Origin of the sequence: Bradyrhizobium sp. AZCC 1719, assembly GCF_036924525.1 — a bacterium.
GTDB lineage: Bacteria > Pseudomonadota > Alphaproteobacteria > Rhizobiales > Xanthobacteraceae > Bradyrhizobium.
In genome coordinates, this window is sequence record NZ_JAZHRU010000001.1 from 1,038,692 (window position 1) to 1,058,736 (window position 20,045).

Annotated in this window: 24 protein-coding genes; 11 read left to right on the forward strand and 13 right to left on the reverse strand. The window is 63.1% G+C overall.

Translation table 11 applies throughout. The features are described 5' to 3' along the window. Positions 1-57: 57 nt before the first annotated feature. Entirely contained in the window at positions 58-666 is a 609-nt protein-coding gene (locus V1292_RS05000) for a hypothetical protein (protein WP_334370730.1), read from the reverse strand. Between the two features lie 280 nt (positions 667-946). Between V1292_RS05000 and V1292_RS05005 the strand changes: the two genes are divergently transcribed. The 5 genes from V1292_RS05005 (at position 947) to V1292_RS05025 (ending at position 4,591) form a co-directional block, all read left to right on the forward strand. Further along, positions 947-1,225, forward strand: coding sequence for a DUF4212 domain-containing protein (locus V1292_RS05005; protein WP_334370731.1), 279 nt, complete (start codon positions 947-949; stop codon positions 1,223-1,225). 11 nt (positions 1,226-1,236) lie between these two features. After that, entirely contained in the window at positions 1,237-3,213 is a 1,977-nt protein-coding gene (locus V1292_RS05010; RefSeq protein WP_334370733.1) for a sodium:solute symporter family protein, read from the forward strand. A gap of 171 nt (positions 3,214-3,384) precedes the next feature. Further along, a complete protein-coding gene (locus V1292_RS05015) occupies positions 3,385-3,705 on the forward strand; it encodes a hypothetical protein (protein ID WP_334370735.1) in 321 nt (106 codons plus the stop codon). Further along, positions 3,702-4,025, forward strand: coding sequence for a hypothetical protein (locus V1292_RS05020; protein WP_334370737.1), 324 nt, complete (start codon positions 3,702-3,704; stop codon positions 4,023-4,025). Before V1292_RS05015 ends, V1292_RS05020 begins: the two co-directional genes overlap by 4 nt. Before the next feature lie 197 nt (positions 4,026-4,222). Then, entirely contained in the window at positions 4,223-4,591 is a 369-nt protein-coding gene (locus V1292_RS05025) for a hypothetical protein (RefSeq protein ID WP_334370738.1), read from the forward strand. Positions 4,592-4,631: 40 nt separating this feature from the next. Here V1292_RS05025 and V1292_RS05030 read toward each other — a convergent pair whose 3' ends face one another. The 3 genes from V1292_RS05030 to V1292_RS05040 all read right to left on the reverse strand — a co-directional run bounded on the left by V1292_RS05030 (position 4,632) and on the right by V1292_RS05040 (position 6,449). Next, complete coding sequence (locus tag V1292_RS05030) at positions 4,632-5,105, reverse strand: secondary thiamine-phosphate synthase enzyme YjbQ (RefSeq protein WP_334370739.1); 474 nt, start codon at positions 5,103-5,105, stop codon at positions 4,632-4,634. Positions 5,106-5,221: 116 nt separating this feature from the next. Then, positions 5,222-5,761 (reverse strand): hypothetical protein, encoded by a 540-nt coding sequence (locus V1292_RS05035; RefSeq protein ID WP_334370740.1) that lies wholly within the window; start codon positions 5,759-5,761, stop codon positions 5,222-5,224. A gap of 64 nt (positions 5,762-5,825) precedes the next feature. Next, complete coding sequence (locus V1292_RS05040) at positions 5,826-6,449, reverse strand: 2-hydroxychromene-2-carboxylate isomerase (RefSeq protein ID WP_334370741.1); 624 nt, start codon at positions 6,447-6,449, stop codon at positions 5,826-5,828. A gap of 275 nt (positions 6,450-6,724) precedes the next feature. Between V1292_RS05040 and V1292_RS05045 the strand changes: the two genes are divergently transcribed. The 5 genes from V1292_RS05045 to V1292_RS05065 all read left to right on the forward strand — a co-directional run bounded on the left by V1292_RS05045 (position 6,725) and on the right by V1292_RS05065 (position 9,320). After that, entirely contained in the window at positions 6,725-7,096 is a 372-nt protein-coding gene (locus V1292_RS05045; protein WP_334370742.1) for an AtpZ/AtpI family protein, read from the forward strand. A 69-nt stretch (positions 7,097-7,165) separates the two neighbouring features. Continuing rightward, positions 7,166-7,921, forward strand: a complete 756-nt coding sequence (locus V1292_RS05050; RefSeq protein WP_057845468.1) for a F0F1 ATP synthase subunit A — start codon at positions 7,166-7,168, stop codon at positions 7,919-7,921. Between the two features lie 57 nt (positions 7,922-7,978). Then, a complete protein-coding gene (locus V1292_RS05055) occupies positions 7,979-8,209 on the forward strand; it encodes a F0F1 ATP synthase subunit C (protein WP_016847054.1) in 231 nt (76 codons plus the stop codon). A 57-nt stretch (positions 8,210-8,266) separates the two neighbouring features. Continuing rightward, positions 8,267-8,830: a F0F1 ATP synthase subunit B family protein gene (locus V1292_RS05060; RefSeq protein WP_334370744.1), complete on the forward strand. Its 564-nt coding sequence runs from the start codon at positions 8,267-8,269 to the stop codon at positions 8,828-8,830. Positions 8,831-8,834: 4 nt separating this feature from the next. Then, a complete protein-coding gene (locus tag V1292_RS05065) occupies positions 8,835-9,320 on the forward strand; it encodes a F0F1 ATP synthase subunit B family protein (protein ID WP_334370746.1) in 486 nt (161 codons plus the stop codon). 51 nt (positions 9,321-9,371) lie between these two features. Here the strand turns inward: V1292_RS05065 and V1292_RS05070 are convergent, their stop codons facing one another. The 8 genes from V1292_RS05070 to paoA all read right to left on the reverse strand — a co-directional run bounded on the left by V1292_RS05070 (position 9,372) and on the right by paoA (position 19,013). Further along, positions 9,372-10,010: a hypothetical protein gene (locus tag V1292_RS05070; protein WP_334370747.1), complete on the reverse strand. Its 639-nt coding sequence runs from the start codon at positions 10,008-10,010 to the stop codon at positions 9,372-9,374. Positions 10,011-10,110: 100 nt separating this feature from the next. Next, on the reverse strand, positions 10,111-10,698 hold the full coding sequence (locus tag V1292_RS05075) for a GNAT family N-acetyltransferase (protein ID WP_213285587.1): 588 nt from the start codon (positions 10,696-10,698) through the stop codon (positions 10,111-10,113). A gap of 21 nt (positions 10,699-10,719) precedes the next feature. After that, positions 10,720-12,009, reverse strand: coding sequence for a M16 family metallopeptidase (locus tag V1292_RS05080; protein WP_334370749.1), 1,290 nt, complete (start codon positions 12,007-12,009; stop codon positions 10,720-10,722). Then, positions 12,006-13,424, reverse strand: coding sequence for a threonine synthase (gene thrC, locus V1292_RS05085; RefSeq protein ID WP_334370751.1), 1,419 nt, complete (start codon positions 13,422-13,424; stop codon positions 12,006-12,008). The genes V1292_RS05080 and thrC overlap by 4 nt, the downstream gene beginning before the upstream one ends. A gap of 346 nt (positions 13,425-13,770) precedes the next feature. Further along, positions 13,771-15,039 carry a lipoprotein-releasing ABC transporter permease subunit gene (locus V1292_RS05090; protein WP_334370753.1) on the reverse strand — a complete coding sequence of 423 codons (1,269 nt, stop codon included), beginning with the start codon at positions 15,037-15,039 and terminating at the stop codon, positions 13,771-13,773. Between the two features lie 155 nt (positions 15,040-15,194). Further along, positions 15,195-17,399, reverse strand: a complete 2,205-nt coding sequence (paoC, locus tag V1292_RS05095; protein ID WP_334370755.1) for an aldehyde oxidoreductase molybdenum-binding subunit PaoC — start codon at positions 17,397-17,399, stop codon at positions 15,195-15,197. A 16-nt stretch (positions 17,400-17,415) separates the two neighbouring features. Continuing rightward, on the reverse strand, positions 17,416-18,366 hold the full coding sequence (locus tag V1292_RS05100; RefSeq protein ID WP_334370757.1) for an FAD binding domain-containing protein: 951 nt from the start codon (positions 18,364-18,366) through the stop codon (positions 17,416-17,418). Continuing rightward, positions 18,363-19,013 (reverse strand): aldehyde dehydrogenase iron-sulfur subunit PaoA, encoded by a 651-nt coding sequence (paoA, locus tag V1292_RS05105; RefSeq protein WP_334370759.1) that lies wholly within the window; start codon positions 19,011-19,013, stop codon positions 18,363-18,365. Before paoA ends, V1292_RS05100 begins: the two co-directional genes overlap by 4 nt. A 264-nt stretch (positions 19,014-19,277) precedes the next feature. Here paoA and V1292_RS05110 point away from each other — a divergent pair, with 264 nt between their 5' ends. Next, a complete protein-coding gene (locus V1292_RS05110; protein ID WP_334370761.1) occupies positions 19,278-19,415 on the forward strand; it encodes a hypothetical protein in 138 nt (45 codons plus the stop codon). Positions 19,416-19,633: 218 nt separating this feature from the next. Here the strand turns inward: V1292_RS05110 and V1292_RS05115 are convergent, their stop codons facing one another. Next, on the reverse strand, positions 19,634-19,846 hold the full coding sequence (locus tag V1292_RS05115) for a hypothetical protein (protein ID WP_334370763.1): 213 nt from the start codon (positions 19,844-19,846) through the stop codon (positions 19,634-19,636). Positions 19,847-20,045 lie beyond the last annotated feature (199 nt).

Sequence of the window (20,045 nt, forward strand, 5' to 3'; positions counted from 1 at the left end):
CCGCCGCACCCTCCAACATCGCTCGACGGTCCCGGCGTCGGCAGGCTTCGGACGGTCCTATTTCAAAAGCGCACCGATCACCGCGGCCGCATCGATGCGGTCCGCCAATTCGTCATGGATGTTACACAGGCTGACACGCAGGTAGTTGCGCGTGGTCTGGAAATCGCGCCCGCGCAGCTTTTCGTGGATCGGCATCATGGCGAAGTAGCTCTCGGCCAGCGGTTCGGGAATGTCCATCACCCGCTTGGGCGCGTGCCCGCCGACCAGGTCGAGCCGATGCGCCAGTTCGCGCCGCGCCTCCTGCCAGGCGGCCTCGCCGATCGAGGGCGGCACCGGATAGCGGTCGAACACCGAAAGGACGACCGCGATGATCTGGTCGAGCACCGCCCGGCGCTCTTCCCCGGCGTGCGGACGCAATACGACGTCTACCGTCTCGCCGACCATCGACAGCCCGAGCGGAAAGGCCTGCCAGCGAGCGTGTTCGACCGATTTGGCGAAGCCTTCTTCGGCAAACAGCACCTTGGCGTAATGGCCTGCGCGGGCGCGCGAATATTCGTAGATGCCCTTCTGCACGATGAACGCCGACTGCGCATCGACGAAGTCCGCGAGCGCCTCGCGATCGCGAATCGGCGGACGGGGACGAAACAGTTTTTCGAACAGCTTCATTGCATTCCAGTCCCGCGGCCAGCTTGAGGTCAGCTTGTACGAAAAATCCGGTACCTGCAAAGTCCAATGATTCCAATGCAGCATTGTTATTAGCAGGCTCTACCCCCCGAAAGTATTATTAAGGCTGGCCATTCGGGATGTTAGAAGTTCCCATTCCCAAACCGCCAAAAGATCGGTTGGGACAGCGGCAAAGGGGGGACGCCGTACTACGGGATTGCAATCCCCTCGATCATTCAATCCCGGCTTTGCTGACCGGTGTCTTGAGGAGGATACGCAACCGATGGCTGATACTGCAAACCTGAAACAGAGAGAAGAGGCGCACTGGGCGAAGACCTCTCGCCTGATGTTCACGCATCTCGGCGTCTGGTTCTTCTTCGGCTTCGTCATCCACATGTTCGTGAAGCCGCTCAACGCTATCACCATTCCGGTCCTCGGCTTCCCGCTCGGCTTCTACATGGCGGCGCAGGGTTCGCTGATCGTGTTCGTGGTCATGCTGTACATGTTCGCGAGACAGCAAGACAAGATTGACCGCGAATTCGGCTTCGCCGAGGAAGATTGAGGGGATCGACCATGGCTACGAAATCTGCAGGCGGAACGGACTTCCTCAACAACCTGGGCCGGGTCTACGGCATTTACACCGGAGGCTTTCTCGCCTTCGTAATTTTGCTCGCGGTGCTCGAACAGGTCGGGGTCCCTAACAAGATCCTGGGCTACCTCTTCGTGTTCTTTACTCTCGCAGTCTATGCCATCATCGGCATTCTCTCGCGAACGGCGCAGGTCTCCGAATATTACGTCGCCGGCCGCAGCGTGCCCGCATTCTACAACGGCATGGCGACCGGCGCCGACTGGATGTCGGCGGCTTCTTTCGTCGGCATGGCCGGCACCTTGTTCCTGCTCGGCTATGACGGCCTGGCGTGGGTGCTCGGATGGACCGGCGGCTTCGTGCTGGTATCGATCCTGATCGGACCGTACCTGCGCAAGTTCGGCGCCTATACCGTGCCCGACTTCCTGGCATTCCGTTACGGCGGCAACTTTGCCCGCGGTCTCGGCGTGATCGTGCTGGTTGCCTGCTCCTTCACCTACGTGACCGCGCAGATCTACGGCACCGGCCTGATTGCCTCGCGCTTTCTCGGCATGCAGTTCGAAATCGCCGTCTTTGCCGGACTTGTCGGCATTCTGGTCTGCTCGATGCTGGGCGGTATGCGGGCGGTGACCTGGACCCAGGTGGCCCAGTACATCGTGCTGATCATCGCCTATCTGACGCCGATCGTGATCCTGTCCACCAAGAACTACGGCTTCCCGATTCCGGAGCTCACATACGGACAGGCGATCGTTGACATCACCGCGCGCGAGCAGCAAATGCTGGCGACCGGTCTGACGACCGCCGCAGCGCTGAAGCCGCACATTCAGCCCTTCATCAACTACACCCCGCTCAACTTCTTCGCGATCATCATGTGCATGATGGTCGGCACGGCTTCGCTGCCGCACATCCTGATGCGCTACTTCACCACCCCCTCGGTGCGTGAGGCACGTCAGTCGGTCGCGTGGTCGCTGCTGTTCATCTTCCTGCTGTACTTCTCGGCGCCGGCCTATGCGGCGTTCTCCAAGCTGGAGGTGTACACCAACATCATCGGACGGGATCTGTCGGCCATTCGCCCGTGGTTGTTCAACTGGGGTGAACTCGGGCTGATCCAGATCTGCGGCAAGAATGCAAGCAGCATCGATGCGATCGTTGCCGCGTGCAAGGCCATTGCCGATCATCCCGGTGTGGTCCGGCTGCAGGACTTCGTCATCAACACGGACGTGATCGTGCTTTCCACGCCGGAAATCGCGGGACTTCCCTATGTGATCTCGGGCCTCGTGGCCGCTGGCGGTCTCGCCGCAGCGTTGTCGACCGCTGACGGGCTGCTGCTCGCCATCGCAAACGCGCTGTCGCACGACGTCTACTACAAGATGGTCGACCCCAACGCGCCGACGGCGCGCCGGCTGATCGTCGCCCGCGTCCTGCTGCTGATCGTCGCCGTGGTCGCGGCTGCGACGGCTGCCACCAAGCCGGGGGACATCCTGGCCATGGTCGGCTGGGCATTCTCACTGGCGATGGCCGGCAATTTCCCGGCACTTGTGATGGGAGTGTGGTGGAAGCGCACGACGGCGAAAGGCGCAATCTGCGGCAGAATTGCCGGGTTCGGACTGTGCCTGTTCTATCTCGTGGTATCGCGATATTTCCCGGGCGCAGGCGTCAAGTATTTCGGCATGACGTCGCTGCTCAACCCTGCCACGGGAGCGCCGCTGGTCGATATCGCCAAGGCCATGGCGTTGCCAAACGCCATGGAAAGCTTCCCGACGCTCGCGCACCCGCTGGCCAACAAGGTCGGCTGGTTCAACCTGACCAACATCGCCTGCGGCTTGTTGGGCGCTCCGCTCGGCTTCGCTGTCATCTACATCGTCAGCAAGCTCGACAAGGAGCCGTCGGCGGAAATGCAGGCCTATGTCGACGACATCCGGAAGCCGCGAGGCAGGACGGTGCTCGAAGAGAAGACGACCTAGCAGCGCTGCTACACATTTCGGCAAACGGGGCCTCACAAGGCCCCGTTTTGTTTTGGCAAGACCGTGACTGACCCGGCTTGCGGGGAGAACCGCCGCTTGCCATTGTTGCCCGCCGTCGCATCACAATATCGCCGTTCGTCGATTGCTCGAGCAGACCAGGAGAGTCCGACTTTGGGTACTTCAAGTTCGCTGGCCGCTTACTGGTATTTCCACCTGCCGAATTTCGCTCTCGCGGCGCTGATGTACACCATGCTCGGCCGTGTCCTGCTCGGCCTGATGGTCGATGCGGATTCGCCGAACTACATCTGGCGATTTTTCTGCCGGGTCACCGATCCCGTGGTCGCCGTCGTCTCGCTGGTCAGTCCGAAGATTGCCGCTCCGGTCTTGCTGTGGCTTTTCGGCTTTGTCTGGTTGTTCTGGCTGCGTGTCGCGTTTCACTACACGCTGCTGCTGCTCAACCTCGCCCCCCGCATCGGCGGAGCGGCGTCATGAACCGCAATTTCTATTTCATTGGCATCGCGTTCTTCGGAATGATCAACGGCATATTCAACCAGCTCTGGTTGATTTTCGCGCTGCTGTACGTCAAGCCGCTGGCCGGTCCGCTGCTGTTCGGGAACCTGTCGCTGACCTTGATGTTCGCGTCGCTGATGGTTTCGACCGCAACCGTCATCCTGGGCGGAATTCCCGCGGCCATCTACGAGCGGGTTACCGGCGCCTCGGAATCCAACCACGTGTCCCTCTGGATCTGGCTTGCCGGGACGGCGCTCCTGACGCTGCCCGCCGTGGGCAATTTTCTCCAGATCGGCCTCTAGAGCGTTTCCCAGCGAAAGCCTGCCCCGGACTTGATCCGGGGTGAACACCGGTTCGCGCCAAGAAAACGCGTCAAAACAAAAACCTGGAGCCCGGTTCTGATTCAAGCAGAACCGAAAAGGCTCTAGCCGAGGTTGAGGGCGGGAGGCTCAGCCGCTACGCTGAACCGCTTGCTTGCGAACGACGGAGTAGCGCCGGCATGGAAGAGATGCGCCGTCTTGCCTATCAAACGGTGCTGCGCGCTTGCGGCTTTGCGTCGCTTGCGATCTTCTGCGTCATGATCGCCCTGTCGTTCATTCCGCGGGCCGCCTTTCAGGCCGGAGGATTTCTGACCATGGCGATGACGCTCGTCCTTGTCCTGAAGGCGCGCGAAGCCAGAACCAAGGACCATCGCCGGACCGAGATGTGGCTCTATCTGCGCAGGGAAAGCCGCCCGCCCCCAGCAGTCGCGCAGAAGATGATTTCGACGCTCCTGCGAGAGACGTATTTGCTGTGCGCGCGCTGGACCGCCCTCATCTCCATTGTGATGTGGACCGCTGCGCTGTTGTTCTCGGCGATGGGACTTTAGGTAAGACAAAAGCCGCGCCGCAGCCCGGGTCCACTCGGTTTCAATCCACGCTGCCGCCAAACTGCAGCACGATCTCGCGCCGGTGCGGCCGAGCGCGATGCTCGACCAGATAGATCGCCTGCCAGGTACCCAGCGCGAGTGCGCCCTGCAAAACCGGGATATGCAGCGAGGTCGCTGTCAACATGGTCTTGATGTGTGCCGGCATGTCATCCGGCCCCTCGATGTCATGACGCCAGCCGGCGTTTTCCGGCGCAAGCCGGTTCAGTGCGGTGGCCAGGTCGACCAGCACGGTCGGATCGGCATTTTCCTGGATGGTCAGCGACGCCGAGGTGTGACGGATGAACAGCGTCACCGCGCCCTCGCGCGCATGTGCGTCGCGGACGAATTTTGCGACTTCAGCCGTGAGGTCGGTGAAGCCCGCGCCTCGCGTTTGCACGGTCAATTGCGAGGACACGATGGTGGTGGCGCTGACCGTGGACAGGGCAGTGCGGGAAAGGGATTTGGGTGCGGTCATCAAGGGCGATCTTCGTAGGGAGCAAAGGCGCTCTTCGCGCCGTGCCCACCAGTTCTTGCATCGATAATGATGGTGGGCACGCTTCGCTTTGCCCACCCTACATTCGGCGTCTGCTATCAAATCTTGCCGCTGACGTCCCGCTGCAGCCGGTTGGCGATCTCGATCAATCGCTGCCAGGCCCGCTCCAGGAACGACATCATGCGATCCATGTCGCGGTCGCTCGGCAGCGGGATTTCGATCTTGCGCTCGCCCTCGGCAACCTTCGGCTCGCTCTTCTTCAGCGAATCCGATTTCGGCAGCGGCTCCTCGGTCTTGCCGCTCACGGTCGGTTCGCGCGAGGCGAGCTCCGCCTTGAGCCGCTCATTCTCGGCCTGCAGCCGGACAATGTCGGCTTGCTGACGGCCGATTTCCGCGTCCATCGCCGCGCGCTCGTCAGGTACGGCATAGCAGGCCCAGCCCGCACCCGAATTGTTGCAGGTCGAGACTGCGCCGGTTCGGGTATCCAGGCGAAGCACGCCATCGCCTGCCGGCGACAGCGTGTAGCGGCCGTTCTCGGTCTCCGGCATCGGGCCTGCAACCGCCTGACCGGCGCCGGCAAGACAAAGGGCCAGCACAGTGACGCCGGGCAATTTCGAGGACGATTTCGCTCTGCTCATGGGCTTGCTCCCGCCTCAGGACAGTACCGGTTTCCTCGACCGGCGGGGCGCTTTCAAGGCGCCCTTACACTACCGAGTTATAGGGCGCGCGGCCGGACTTCAACGCGTCTCCGAGCAATTCGATGCGGTCCTGCCCCCAAAACACCTCGCCATCCAGCACGTAGACCGGCGAACCGAACACGTCAGCCGAGAGCGCGTCCTGCCGGTTCTGCTCATAGGCTGCGCTAATTTCTTCCGAGCCTGATCGCTCCACCAGTTGCTTGCCGGGCAGCCCCGCTTCATCGGCGAGTTTCGCAATCGTTGCGGGATCGGCGAGGTTGAGCTGCTCTTCCCAGACGCCGGCAAAGGCCCGTCGCAGATATCGGTCGGGGTCGAGGCCGGCCTCCAGCGCCGCGATCACGACGCCATCGGCCAGACGCGCATTGAAAGGCCAGTTCGGCGGCTGCAGGTGGAATTTCAATCCGCGCTTGTCGCGCCAGCGCTGCAATTCGACCATCCGATAGCGCTGCCGCACCGGATGGCGCTTCATCAAAGGCAAGCCGCCGGTCTCCGAGAACAGATCGACCAGCACCACCGGCTTGTGATTAACCTTGAGATCGTAGGTACTTACCAGGTCACGAAAGGGCTGATGGCCGATATAGGCCCACGGCGATTGGATCGAGAAATAGTAATCGACCTGACGCGGCATGCGGGCTCCAGGGACGGGGATTTTCGCTTCGCTCGGGGCATCCCAGCAGACCGCCCAAATCCGCGCAAGATCGATCCCTGTGGCAATACTGCTGCACTGCGATCGCGGGTCCACAGGGCCGCGGACGACATTCGAATAATTCCAGAAAAATCAAAGCACTAGCTGGTTACGGCGTAATCTTGACTTGATTAGACGCGGTAAGTATGGTCCGCGCGGCTTTCAAGGGTGACGGGCGTAATTTCCATCAACCGTTGGCATCGTTTAGAGTCTTGGGCATGGCCGAAGACAAGAACGACAACGCAAGTGGGAATCGCGATCAGCCGTCTTCCGACGAAGCTGCGCTTTCCGCAAGGCTCGGAAGTCTGGATCAACGGTTGTCCGAAATTCGTGACAGCCGGAAACTCAAGACTGATCAACCCGGAACTGAAAGCGGAGACAGGGCTGCCAGAGCATCTGCGATGGCGCTGGGTTTCCGGCTTTCCTCGGAGTTGGTTGCGGGCGTTGTCGTCGGGGCGGCGATTGGCTGGGGGTTCGACCGTTTGTTGTCGACGTCGCCGTTCGGTTTCATCGTGTTTTTGCTGCTCGGCTTCGTCGCCGGTGTGGTCAACGTGGTGAGATCTGCAGGCGTAGCTTCCCGCAGACGCTGAGCATCGACGGGAAGTCACGACATTTGAAATTCGATTGCCGGCCAGGCCGGTGGATAAAGAGCCGCGCGGATGAAAATCGACCCGATCCACCAGTTCAATATCGAACCCCTCTTCACGATCGGCCATATCGGCAACCAAACGATCGCCTTTACCAACTCCTCGCTCTACATGTTCCTCTCGGTAGCGGTGATCTCGCTGCTGATGATCGGCGGCATGGCGGGACGGCAACTGGTTCCCGGGCGGCTGCAGTCGATCGCGGAAATCTCCTACGAGTTCGTCGCCTCGACGATCCGCTCTACTGCCGGCGCGGAAGGCATGAAGTTCTTCCCGCTGATCTTCTCGCTGTTCATGTTCATCTGCATCTCGAACCTGATCGGCATTATCCCCTACACGTTCACGGTTTCGAGCCACATCATCGTCACCGCGGCGCTGGCCTTCCTGGTTTTCTTCACCGTCCTGATCTACGGGCTCTACAAGAACGGCTTCAAGTTCTTCAAGATTTTCGTGCCCTCCGGCGTGCCGATCTACATCCTGCCGCTGGTCATGTTCATCGAAATCCTGTCGTTCTTCCTGCGGCCGGTCTCCCACAGCGTACGTCTGTTCGCCAACATGCTGGCGGGCCACATCGCGCTGAAGGTGTTCGCGGGCTTCGTCGCGATGCTCGGCGTGTCGCTCGGCGCGCTCGGCTGGGTCGGCGGCATGCTGCCGTTGGCGCTCACGGTAGCGCTGACCGCGCTCGAACTCCTGGTCGCGTTCCTGCAGGCCTACGTGTTCGCGATCCTGACCTGCATCTACCTCAACGACGCCATTCATCCGGGACACTAAGCGGTCCGGGGAATTTCCACCCACACCTTTGTCTTACCCCCTCAAGGAGCTATAGAAATGGAACCGGCAGCAGCTAAACTTATCGGCGCGGGCATCGCATGCATCGGCATGGGCGGCGCGGGCGTCGGCGTGGGCATCATTTTCGGCAACTACCTCGCCGCTGCGGTGCGCAATCCCTCGGCAGCCCAGGGCCAGTTCGGCAACCTGATCTTCGGCTTCGCCGTGACCGAAGCGCTCGGCATTTTCTCGCTGCTGATCGCGCTGCTTTTGCTGTTCGTTCCGCTCTGAGCTGCACCCACACGCGCCGCCTCCAGGCGGCGCGCCTGACAGCAACAGGAGAACCCCGTGGCTGAAAAAAGTCATGGTACCCCGGCCAAGGGCACCGGCGCCCACACCGAAGCCGACGGCGGACACGGCGGAGGATTTCCTCCGTTCGAGTCGAGCACGTTTGCTTCGCAACTGGTGTCGCTCGTCATCGCGTTTGTCGCGCTCTATGTGATCGTGTCCCGCTTTGCGCTGCCGCGCGTCGAAAGCGTGATCGACGCACGTCAGAACGCGATCGAGGGCGACCTGGCGGCGGCGCAGAAGCTGAAAGACGAGTCGGACGCAGCGCTCAAGGCGTATGAGACCGAACTCGCTTCCGCTCGCACCCGCGCCCAGGCCATCGGCAGCGAGACCCGCGAGAAGCTGAACGCGGCCGCGGAAGCCGAGCGCAAGACGCTGGAAGACCAGCTCACCGCCAAGCTTGCTGCCGCCGAGAAGCAGATCGCGGCGACACGGGAAGCTGCGATGAGCAATGTCCGCGGTATCGCAGGGGATGCGGCCGGCGCGATCGTCCAGCGCCTCACCGGCGTGCTGCCCGACAGCAAGACGGTGAGCCAAGCCGTCGATGCTTCGTTGAAGGGATAGACCGATGTTCACCGAACCGGAAACCTGGGTCGCGATCGCCTTCGTCATCCTGATGGTGCTGTTTGCCTATCTCGGCATCCACAAGACGGTGCTGACGGCGCTCGATCATCGTAGCGAACGCATCAAGGCCGAACTTGACGACGCCCGCCGTCTGAAAGAGGAGGCCGCCAAGCTGCTCGGCGAGTACCAGACCCGCCGCGCCAGCGCCGAGCGCGAGGCCGAGGAGATCGTCGCCAACGCCAAGGCCGAAGCCGAGCGCATCGCGACCGAAGCCAAGGCCAAGATGGAAGACTTCGTCACCCGCCGCACCAAGACCGCCGAGAGCAAGATTGCGCTTGCCGAAGCCCAGGCGCTGGCCGACGTCCGCGCCGCCGCCGCCAACGCTGCGGTCGAAGCCGCCTCGACCATCCTGTCGCAGTCGGTCAAGGGCTCGGTTGCCGACGACTTGCTCGCCAAGGGCATTGCCGAGGTTCGCGCCAAGCTGAACTGAGCGCTTTCCACCATCAATCAAAGCCGGCGCGAGACGATCGCGCCGGCTTTTTTATTGCCTCTTCTTTTTCGGCGCCGGGCGCTCCGGCTTCAGGGCCTGCGGGTCGAACCCGATGTAGAAGATGTAGCTGTCGCCGGCAGCGCCGGGGGGCACCGGATAGGTGAGATCTTCGGCCACCAGCGTGAACGGCTCGCTGCCGCTTTCGGTCATGTTGACCGTGGTCTGGTAGGCCTTGGTGGCGATGGTCTTCTCAGATACGCCGCCGTGCACCACCGCGACACGTATAGGGACCTGGACCGAAGCCGGCGCGCCGGCGGGACCCGCGATGACGCGGCCCTGAATGCCGATCCGCGCCGTGATCACGCCGCCATTGACGCTGCATTCGCGGGCCATCTTGCTGATCGTCGCCTGGAACCGCAGGTCGTTGCCGACCGGCTGCTTGCCGGGGGCCGCGACGGCGTAGGTGGAAGCGCCTGACCGGACTGTGACCGGCGGACAGGTCAGGTCGCCGGTGTCCTGTGGTACCGGCGCGGCAGGCGCGTCTGTGGCCGGCTCGTCAGACTTACCCCCGAACAGGCTCTTGAAACGATCGGTCAGCGATTGCGCCGATGCCGGCGTGGCCATCGTACAAGCCAGCCCGCCCGCGACCGCAGCCGCGATCGCTACCCTGAGCAAACGATTGTCACCCATGCGACGTCCCTGCCATCCCCATCATCGTCTATTCCCGCGGCGTTATAGCAGCCCAATGGCGGCGAACCCAAGGCACCCAAAAGGCTTAGAAATCAACGGTTCAGCCGCGGAAATCCTCATGCAGCAGGCCGAACAGCAGGTGGTCCTGCCAGATGCCGTTGATGCAGAGGTAGCGCCGCGCCAACCCCTCGCGGGTGAAGCCGCACTTCTCCAGCACCCGGATCGACGGCGTATTGGAGGGAATGCAGGCCGCCTCGATGCGGTGCAGATTGAGCTCACCGAACAGCGTCGGCAACAGCACCCGCAGCGCCGCGGTCATGTAGCCGCGGCAGGCGTGAGGCTCGCCGACCCAATATCCGATGGTCCCGGCCTGCACGATGCCGCGGCGGACATTGGCGAGCGTGATGCCGCCGATCATGGCGCCATCGCGCTCGCGGAAGATGATGAAGGGATAGGAGCGGTCGGCGGCGATATCCTCGGCGTAGCGGCGCAGCCGGCGGCGGAACCCGGCGCGGGTCAGATCGTCCGACGGCCAGATCGGCTCCCATGGCGTCAGATAGGTCCGGCTTTGTTCGCGCAATTGCGCCCATTGCGGGAAATCCGCCATCTGGGGAGCTCGCAGCAGGAGGCCATGGCCACGCGGTACGAGCGCAGCCGGTCCGCTGGTTGGCAAACGAAACAGGGCCATGCTCACTCTCCCCGCCCTACCTCAATGTAGAAGGGTTTTCGCCTTCGACCGCGTCAATCCTTCCGCAAAAGACACCGCCGTGTCCAGACCCCTTCCGCTGCCAAGCGCGACAACCGCCGGCCGGCTGCGGGACAATAGCGCGTGCGCCGCGTTGCGGGCCGATTCGATGGAGACCGCATCGATCCTGGCGACCAGCTCCTCCACCGTCAGCGGCCGTCCATAGGCCAGCACGTGCCGCGCAAGCTGTTCGGCCCGGGACGAGCAGCTTTCCAGCGCCATCAACAGCCCCGCCTTCATCTGCGCCTTGGCGCGAGCGATCTCGGCTTCGGTCAGGGTTTCCACGGAGTCGTTGATGACGTCGACGATGACCTCCATCATCTCGGGGGCGTCGCCGGGATCGGTGCCGGTGTAGAGGCCGAAGAACCCGGTGTCGGTATAGGGCGCGTGGAAGGTGTAGATCGAGTAGCACAGGCCGCGCTTTTCGCGCACTTCCTGGAACAGCCGCGATGACATCCCGCCGCCCAGCGTGTTGGTGAAGACCTGCAGCGAGAACAGCGACAGGTCGGTCTGCGGTACGCCTTCGAGCGCCAGCGTCAAATGCGCCTGTTCGAGGTCGCGGTGTACCACGCGGGAGCCGCCCTCGCCGAACATCGCGGGTTGCGGCTTCGGCGCCGGCGTGGCGTCGAAGCTGGCAAATCTCTGCGCCGCTTCCTCCACCACGCGCTTGTGGTCGACCGCGCCGGCGGCCGCGACCACCATGTCGGGGCCGCGGTAATGCGTCGCCAGGTAGCCGCGCAACATGTCGCGATCGAAATTCTTCAGCGTCTTCGCGGTGCCGAGCAGCGACCGGCCCATCGGCTGGTCTGGAAAGCAGAGTTCATTGAGGTGCTCGAACACGACATCGTCGGGCGTATCCTGCGCCGCGCCGATCTCCTGCACGATGACGCTCTTCTCCCGCTCGAGTTCGTCCGGCACGAAGGACGGATTGGTGAGGATGTCGGAGAGCACGTCGAGCGCGAGCGGCACGTCGGCCTTCATCACCCGCGCGTAATAGGCCGTGGTCTCGGTCGAGGTCCCGGCATTGAGGTCGCCGCCGACCGCCTCGATTTCTTCCACGATCTCGCGCGAGGAGCGCCGCGTCGTGCCCTTGAAAGCCATGTGTTCCAGGAGATGCGAGATGCCGTGCTCGTTCGACTTTTCGTCGCGGCCGCCGACGCCGGCCCAGACGCCGAGCGCCGCCGTTTCCAGATGCGGCATGGTGTCGGTGACGACGGTCAGGCCGGATGGCAACTTGGTGATATCAACGCTCATCCGGCAACTCCCTGCTTCGCGGCGCGGCTGACCGAGCGCACGAATCGCTCCACCTCGGCTGAATCGTTTTTCATCACCGTGATGTGTTCGGATTTGGTCATGAGGCCGTCGAGCCAGGCCGGCAGTTGCGGCCGCACGCCGCACGCAGCTTCCACCGCGTCAGGGAACTTGGCCGGATGCGCCGTCGACAGCACGATGTTGGGGATCTTCGAATCCGAGGTATCGCGATCGGCCACCGCCAGCGCCACCGCCGTATGGGGATCGACGAGGTCCCCGGCCTCGCGCCAGGCGGCGCGGATCGCGGCCGACGTCTCGGTCTCGTCGGCGCGGCCGGCGTCGAACTCCTCGCGGATCGCCGCCAGCATGGCATCCGGCAGCACGAAACGGCCGGACTGTTTTAGCGAGGCCATCAGCCGGCGGACACTGTCGGCGTCGCGGCGGCTCGCCTCGAACAACAGCCGTTCGAAATTCGAGGAAACCTGGATGTCCATCGACGGTGACGCCGAGGCATGAACCTCGCGGACTTCATAGATGCCGGTCTTGAGCGTGCGCGGCAGGATGTCGTTGACGTTGGAGGCGATGCGCAGCCAGCGCACCGGCAGGCCCATCCTCTTCGCCACGTAGCCCGCAAAGATGTCGCCGAAATTTCCCGTTGGCACAGTGAAGTCCACGGTACGCGCGGGCGCGCCGAGCGCCACCGCCGACGTGAAGTAATACACCACCTGCGCGACGATCCGCGCCCAGTTGATCGAATTGACGCCGGACAGCGAGACCGCATCGCGAAAGCCGTGATGGTTGAACATCGCCTTCACGAGTGCCTGGCAGTCGTCGAAGGTGCCCTCGATCGCCAGCGCATGCACGTTGGACGCGCCCGTCGTCGTCATCATTCGCCGCTGCACGTCGGAGATACGCCCGTTCGGGAACAGCACGACCAAGTCGACATTGTCGAGATTGGCGAACGCATCGACCGCGGCGCCACCGGTATCGCCTGAGGTCGCGACAACGATGGTGGTGCGCTGATTGCGCTTGGCCAGCACGTGATCCATCAGCCGCGAGATCAACTGCATGGCGACGTCCTTGAACGCCAGCGTCGGGCCGTGGAACAGCTCCAGCACGAATTGATGGGGACTGACCTGGTTCAGCGGCACCACCGCGGGATGGCGGAACGTCGCATAAGCCTCATTCGCCATGCGGCCGAGATCGGCGTCGGAAATTTCGCCCGCGGCAAACGGCTTGATGACGTCAACGGCAACTTCCCAATAGGGCCGGCCGAAGAAGGAGGCGATGGTCTCGCTCGATAACTGCGGCCAGACCTCGGGCACGTAGAGGCCGCCGTCGCGGGCGAGCCCGGTCAGCATCACATCGCAGAAACCCAGGACGGGGGCCTCCCCCCGCGTCGAAATATAGCGCGTCAAACCACCCTCCAAAGGCGCAAGCCTTGTGCCAAGCCTTTGATATTAGCCATGAATTAGATTTCGCCAAGCGCGAAGCGAGGGCGCACCATAATGGGTTTTGCGGCGAAGGGGAAATGGCTCGTGGGCGAAAAAGGAAGGACGCGACTACCGCAAAATGCGTAATCGCCCGTATACCATGCCGTCGTGCGGCCGCTCGCCATGACGCCACGCACACCACCCGTCATCCCCCGCATGCGGGGGATCTAGTACGCCGCGGCTTCTCGGCTCGATCACTGCTGTCTCTAGAATACTGGGTCACCTGCCTTCGCGGGTGACGACAACTTTGTGCGGGACCTAGCCCCCGTCCTCACCCATATCGAAGCACATCGACCGGATCGAGCCGCGCGGCGCGCCAGGATGGATAGAGCGTCGCGAGCAACGACAGCGTCAATGCCATGACCACGACGGCGGCGGTTTCGCCAAAATCGATCTCCGCCGGCAGCTTCGACAAGAAGTAGAGTTTTGGTGGAAACAGCTCGGTATTGGTCAGCCAGGACAGGAATTGCCGGATCGTTTCGATATTCAGGCAAACCAGCATGCCGACGAGCAGTCCGGTCACCGTGCCGAGCACGCCGATCGCAGCACCTGCGATCAGGAATATCCGCATGATTGCCCCTCGCGAGGCGCCCACGGTGCGCAGAATCGCGATGTCGCTGCCCTTGTCCTTCACCAGCATGATCAGGCCCGACACGATGTTCAGCGCGGCGACCAGCACGATCAAGGTCAGGATCAGGAACATGACGTTGCGCTCGACCTGAAGTGCGGCGAAGAAAGCCGAGGTGCGCCGTCGCCAGTCGACGAGGAACACCGGCCGTCCCGCGGCGTCAGCCACCGGCCTTCGGAAGCTGTCGACCCGGTCAGGGCTGCCGTCGATAAAAATTTCGATGGCGCTCACGTCATTGGCGCGGTTGAAATAGGCCTGCGCCTCGGCGAGCGGCAGAAAGACCATGACGGAATCATATTCCGACATGTCGATGCTGAACACCGCCGCAACCTTGTACGGCTTGATCCGCGCCGTCGTGCCCTTCGACCTCGCTGCGCCATCTGGCGCGACCAGCGTGATGTTGTCGCCGGCACGCAGCGACAATTGATCGGCAAGCCTGCGTCCGATCGCGACCCCTTGCCCCTGGTCGAATCCTACCAGCGAGCCCTGCTGGACGTTGCCGGCGATCGCGGCCAATTTGTTGAGATCGTCGGAGCGAATGCCGCGAACGAGCACGCCGGAGGCGTTGTGCGCCGACGATGCAAGCGCCGGAGCGTCCACCACGGGAACGGCGAGCCGTATGCCTGGAACCTGACTGATGCGCTCGGTGACGTCCTCCCAGTCCGTCAACGGCTGCTCCAGCGGTTGCACCAGAAGGTGGCCGTTCAGGCCGACGATCTTGCCCACCAGCTCCTTGCGGAAGCCGTTCATGACCGCCATCACGATGATCAGCGTCGCAACGCCGAGCATGATGCCGAGGAAGGAAAAACCGGCGATAACGGAAATGAAGCCTTCCTTGCGACGCGCCCGCAAGTACCGCCCGGACAGCAACCATTCGAATGCCGAGAACGGCAGGGGGCGCGGATTCTCCATGGTCCATTCATAGCGCTTTTTTGGAACGATTGGCGCGCTAGCCTTGAAGAATGATCCTCGTCCACCGCCATATTCCTGCCACGCCAGATCAGGTGGCGCTTCCCTTGCGGATGCCCTGGGTCAAGCCTCGAAGTTCAATACGCGTGCGCTCAAGCTCAACCGACGTCCGGCATTTCCTCCAGCAGCTTGTCGAGCGTGATCGGATAGTCGCGCACGCGAACGCCCGTGGCGTTGTAGACGGCGTTGGCGACCGCCGCTGCCACGCCGCAAATGCCGAGCTCGGCGACGCCCTTGGCCTTCATCGGCGACGACATCGGGTCGGTCTCGTCGAGGAAGATCATGTCCTGATGCGGAATGTCGGCGTGAACCGGCACCTCGTACCCAGCGAGATCATGGTTGACGAAGAAGCCGGCGCGTTCGTCGACGACGAGTTCCTCCATCAGTGCCGCGCCCACGCCCATGGTCATCGCGCCGATCACTTGGCTGCGCGCGGTCTTCGGATTGAGAATGCGGCCGGCGGCACAGACCGCGAGCATCCGGCGCACCCGGATCTCGGCCGTGGCGACATCGACGCCGACCTCGACGAAATGCGCGCCGAAGGTCGATTGCTGATACCTCTTGTCGACGTCGCCGTACTCAATGCCGTCCTCGGCACTGAGGCCGCTACCGCCCGCGGCCTGCGCCAGCGGCACGCGGCGATTACCCGAGCGAACCTCACCATCAGCGAACTCCGCTTCCGCCGAGTTGAAACCAAGTTTTTGCGCGACAGCCTCGCGCAGCTTGACGCATGCGGCATAAACGCCTGCGGTCGAGTTGTTGCCGCCCCATTGTCCGCCGGAGCCTGATGACACCGGGAAGGTCGAGTCTCCCAAACGCACCACTACTTTCTCCATCGGCACACCCATCATCTCGGCCGCGGTCTGCGCGATGATCGTGTAGCTGCCGGTGCCGATGTCGGTCATATCGGTCTCGACGGTTACAACGCCGTTGTTGTCGAGCCGCACGCGTGCGGCCGACTTCGTCAGCAAATTGTTGCGAAACGCGGCAGCGACCCCCATGCCGACCAGCCAACGCCCGTCGCGAACCCTGCCCGGCTGCGGATTGCGCTTGTTCCAGCCGAAGCGCTCCGCGCCTGTCCGCAGGCACTCGGTGAGGCGGCGCTGCGAGAACGGCCGCTCGGGCTTTTCCGGATCGACCTGGGTATCGTTGATGATACGGAATTCGATCGGATCCATGCCGAGCCGCTCGGCCATTTCGTCAACCGCGATTTCAAGCGCCATCATGCCCGATGCCTCGCCCGGCGCGCGCATGGCGTTGCCTTCGGGCAAGCTTAGTTCGGCGAGCCGCGTGGCGGTCATGCGGTTGGCGCCGGCATAAAGCAGCCGTGTCTGGGCGACCGCGCCCTCGGGCCTGCCGCCGGGCAGATTGCCGGACCACTCTTCATGACCGATGGCCGAGATTTTGCCATCCCTGCCCACGCCGATGCGGATGCGCTGGATCGTTGCGGGGCGATGTGTGGTGTTGTTGAAGACAAAGGGCCGCGGCAGCGCCACCTTCACGGGCCGCCCGGTTTCGCGCGCGCCGAGTGCTGCGAGCAATGCATCCGAACGAACGAACAGTTTCGAGCCGAAGCCGCCACCGATGAAGGGCGAGATCAGGCGAACGTTCTCCTTCGGAATGTCCAGCGTCTTCGCCACCTCCCCCACTCCCCAGGCGATCATCTGGTTCGAGGTCCAGAGCGTGAGCTTGTCGCCATTCCAGGCGGCGATCGAGGCATGCGGCTCCATCATCGCATGCGCCTGATCGGGCGTGGTGTAGCTAGCGTCGAGTTGAACCGGCGCTGCGGCGAATGCGTCGGCAAAATCACCGACCGCGGTATCGGCCGGACCGCCGAACACAGCCCGGGGCTTGGCAATGTCCTTGACCGCCGCGAGATCGAAGGCGCCATCCGTTCGGACATAGTCGACGCGGACGAGTTCCGCGGCGGCGCGGGCCTGCTCGAAGGTATCGGCAACCACGAGCGCGATCGCCTGGTGGTAATGCTCGATGTCGGGACCGCCGAGCAGCTTCGCGGTGTTGCGGTCGCCCTTGCCGAGCTTGCCGGCATTATCCGCCGTGACGATGGCGCGCACACCGGGTGCCGACCTGGCGGCAGTGAGATCCATACCGGTGATCCGGCCCTTGGCAATGGCCGAGCCGATCACGTAGCCGTAAGCCGGATTTGAGACGCCCTCATGGTGCTCGTAGGCATAGCGCGCGGTGCCCGTGGTCTTGAGCGGACCATCGATGCGATCGGCGGGCTTACCGACCACCTTGAGCTGGTCGATCGGATTGATTGTGGCAGGGGTTTCGAATCTCATGGATCAACCTTTCGGATCAGCCTTTCGCTTCAGCCAGCACGGCGCCCAACGTGCGTTCGGCCAGCGCAACCTTGAATGCATTCTCGCGCGTCGGCCTGGCGTCGGCGAGCAACTGTGCGGCGACCGCCTTGGCGCCACGCGGCATCTGGGCCTCGGCCGCCTCGACACGCCATGGCCTGTGCGCGACGCCGCCGAGCGCGACACGCCCTGTTCCGTCGCGCTGCACGATCGCAGCCACCGATACCAGCGCGAAGGCGTAGGAGGCGCGGTCGCGCACCTTGCGGTAGATCTGTTTGCCGCCGACGGGTTTTGGCAGCGTCACCGCCGTGATCAATTCGCCCGGCATCAACGTCGTTTCGATATGCGGCGTATCGCCGGGCAGACGGTAAAATTCGGCGATCGGGATCGTTCGCGTCGCGCCGTCGGGCCGCACGGTTTCGACGGTGGCATCGAGCGCGCGCATCGCCACCGCCATGTCGCTCGGATGGGTCGCGATGCAGGCTTCGCTTGCGCCTACGACAGCATGCTGGCGGCTGAAGCCGCCGATCGCCGCACAGCCGCTGCCGGGCTTCCGTTTATTGCAGGATTGATTGGTGTCATAGAAGTAAGGGCAGCGCGTTCGCTGCAGCAGATTGCCTGCCGTCGTCGCCATGTTGCGCAGTTGCCCCGAGGCGCCCGCGAGCAGCGCGCGCGACAATACGCCGTAGTCGCGCCGCACGCGCGTGTCCGCGGCGAGATCGGTGTTGCGGACCAGCGCGCCGATGCGTAGTCCGCCCTCTTGCGTCGGCTCGATCTTGTCGAGTGCAAGGCCGTTGACGTCGATCAGATGGGCCGGCGTCTCGATCTCGAGTTTCATCAGGTCCAGGAGATTGGTGCCACCGGCGATGAATTTGGCATCCGGCTTGCGCATCGCGGAAGCGGCAGCCTCAGCCGGCGTGCGGGCGCGTTCGTAGGTGAATGATCTCATGCGGGCCTCCCGGCGACTTCCGATATAGCCTCGGCGATGTTGGAATAGGCGCCGCAACGGCAGATATTGCCGCTCATGCGCTCGCGGAGCTCGGAATTGCTGAGTTGCGGCGGCGCGTTCAGGTCGGTGCTGACGTGGCTCGGGATGCCGGCCTTGATCTCGTCGAGCACTGCGACGGCCGAGCAAATTTGTCCCGGCGTGCAATAGCCGCATTGGTAGCCGTCATGCTTGACGAAAGCGGCCTGCATTGGGTGCATGTTCTCGGGCGTGCCGAGCCCCTCGACGGTCGTGATGCGCTCGCCCTCGTGCATCACGGCGAGCGTCATGCAGGAATTGATCCGCCTTCCGCCAACGATGACGGTGCAGGCGCCGCACTGGCCGTGATCACAGCCCTTCTTGGTGCCGGTGAGACGCAGGTGCTCGCGCAGCGCGTCGAGCAGCGTGGTTCTCGGGTCGAGCGTAAGGCCGCGCGCCGCTCCGTTTACGGTGAAGGAGACTTTCCATACGGCAGAGACTTCAGCGACGGCAGCCTCCACGGCAGGCACCTGGGCATAGACGATGGATGGCGCCGCCGTCAGCGCTATTGATGCGGCGCTTCCCGCCAACAGTTTACGCCGCGATAATTCGAAGTCGCTCGGACTTTTCATGTCGTGTTCCCGTTTGTGCTTTTCGCCCGGATCACGTTCGAGGTAGGCGCGGTCTTTACCGCTGCCCGCGTGAAATATCCGGCTGCGCTCGTGTAACTGCGCCGCGTTTCGGCTGTTCCTGGCCGGCGTTCACGTTTGATAGAGCGCGACGGTGCGAGCGACGCCGGCCCCAACATCTAGCTGCCACAGGCCGCTCTATTAGATTGCAGAATTGATTTGCATTAGATGGCAGAATTGATTTGCGCCTATGAATTGGATTCATGAATGGCGCGGCAAAACATCAGCGATCTCACCGCGTTCCTTGCAGTGGCGCGAAAGAAGCTTCACCCGGGCGGCGGCGCAGCTCGGTGTTTCACGCCGCCCTCTGCTGTGCTGGTTGAGGCGCTGCGTTACCGGCGCTGACGCTTGTTGCCGGCCCAACAAAAGGGCCGCAGGCGAACCTGCGGCCCTCTCTCCTGGAAGGGTCCATCACTGATTTGTGCAGACCTTCATGGTTTCCATGCTGGTTTCGGCCGCCATCCGGGCACGGCTCCAATGATGCCGGCAACGCGCGAGAGAATCGATTGTTCCGGTTTTTCCCGATCGAACGGGGATGAGCCGTCGGCCAAAGCGGCGGCGAACTAGTCCTCCCGGGGTCCTTCCAGGCTTTTGAGATATTTGAGCCCTTCGACCGCCAGTAACTCCGTGTCGGTCTCCCCCGCCATGCAGCGCTGTCGTATAAAACGCTGGAGGCTGGCGCGCCGGGCGTCGTTCTCGTCGATACCGCTGTGGATCAGCAGGTAGACGCTCCAGGCCCGTGCAAGGGCGGCTTCTACGATATCGGGGCTGTTCATCCAGCTCTCCTTGCAAATGCTCCGCAAGGTTACTTTGCCAATTTTTCCCGTCAATCGACGGCAGACTATCCGCTTGATCTTCTTGATTGGTCGCCACGGAACAGAACAAAATCGACGATCGGGAACTTGTGGGGTGATGCGCGAACTGCAGCGGCGCGAAAGGGTCGCGCCCGCGCGGCGCGGCCGGTGTAGCCCACGC

Bases quoted from the DNA above. Each gene is read 5' to 3' on its own strand.
- V1292_RS05100 (WP_334370757.1), bottom strand. From the start codon at position 18,366: ATGAGATCATTCACCTACGAACGCGCCCGCACGCCGGCTGAGGCTGCC.
- V1292_RS05040 (WP_334370741.1), bottom strand. From the start codon at position 6,449: ATGCCGCGTCAGGTCGATTACTATTTCTCGATCCAATCGCCGTGGGCC.
- V1292_RS05035 (WP_334370740.1), bottom strand. From the start codon at position 5,761: ATGAGCAGAGCGAAATCGTCCTCGAAATTGCCCGGCGTCACTGTGCTG.
- V1292_RS05110 (WP_334370761.1), top strand. From the start codon at position 19,278: ATGGCGCGGCAAAACATCAGCGATCTCACCGCGTTCCTTGCAGTGGCG.
- V1292_RS05000 (WP_334370730.1), bottom strand. From the start codon at position 666: ATGAAGCTGTTCGAAAAACTGTTTCGTCCCCGTCCGCCGATTCGCGAT.
- V1292_RS05055 (WP_016847054.1), top strand. From the start codon at position 7,979: ATGGAACCGGCAGCAGCTAAACTTATCGGCGCGGGCATCGCATGCATC.
- V1292_RS05005 (WP_334370731.1), top strand. From the start codon at position 947: ATGGCTGATACTGCAAACCTGAAACAGAGAGAAGAGGCGCACTGGGCG.
- V1292_RS05025 (WP_334370738.1), top strand. From the start codon at position 4,223: ATGGAAGAGATGCGCCGTCTTGCCTATCAAACGGTGCTGCGCGCTTGC.
- V1292_RS05115 (WP_334370763.1), bottom strand. From the start codon at position 19,846: ATGAACAGCCCCGATATCGTAGAAGCCGCCCTTGCACGGGCCTGGAGC.
- V1292_RS05090 (WP_334370753.1), bottom strand. From the start codon at position 15,039: ATGGAGAATCCGCGCCCCCTGCCGTTCTCGGCATTCGAATGGTTGCTG.
- paoC (WP_334370755.1), bottom strand. From the start codon at position 17,399: ATGAGATTCGAAACCCCTGCCACAATCAATCCGATCGACCAGCTCAAG.
- V1292_RS05075 (WP_213285587.1), bottom strand. From the start codon at position 10,698: ATGGCCCTGTTTCGTTTGCCAACCAGCGGACCGGCTGCGCTCGTACCG.
- paoA (WP_334370759.1), bottom strand. From the start codon at position 19,013: ATGAAAAGTCCGAGCGACTTCGAATTATCGCGGCGTAAACTGTTGGCG.
- V1292_RS05080 (WP_334370749.1), bottom strand. From the start codon at position 12,009: ATGAGCGTTGATATCACCAAGTTGCCATCCGGCCTGACCGTCGTCACC.
- V1292_RS05030 (WP_334370739.1), bottom strand. From the start codon at position 5,105: ATGACCGCACCCAAATCCCTTTCCCGCACTGCCCTGTCCACGGTCAGC.
- V1292_RS05045 (WP_334370742.1), top strand. From the start codon at position 6,725: ATGGCCGAAGACAAGAACGACAACGCAAGTGGGAATCGCGATCAGCCG.
- V1292_RS05070 (WP_334370747.1), bottom strand. From the start codon at position 10,010: ATGGGTGACAATCGTTTGCTCAGGGTAGCGATCGCGGCTGCGGTCGCG.
- V1292_RS05050 (WP_057845468.1), top strand. From the start codon at position 7,166: ATGAAAATCGACCCGATCCACCAGTTCAATATCGAACCCCTCTTCACG.
- V1292_RS05065 (WP_334370746.1), top strand. From the start codon at position 8,835: ATGTTCACCGAACCGGAAACCTGGGTCGCGATCGCCTTCGTCATCCTG.
- V1292_RS05020 (WP_334370737.1), top strand. From the start codon at position 3,702: ATGAACCGCAATTTCTATTTCATTGGCATCGCGTTCTTCGGAATGATC.
- V1292_RS05010 (WP_334370733.1), top strand. From the start codon at position 1,237: ATGGCTACGAAATCTGCAGGCGGAACGGACTTCCTCAACAACCTGGGC.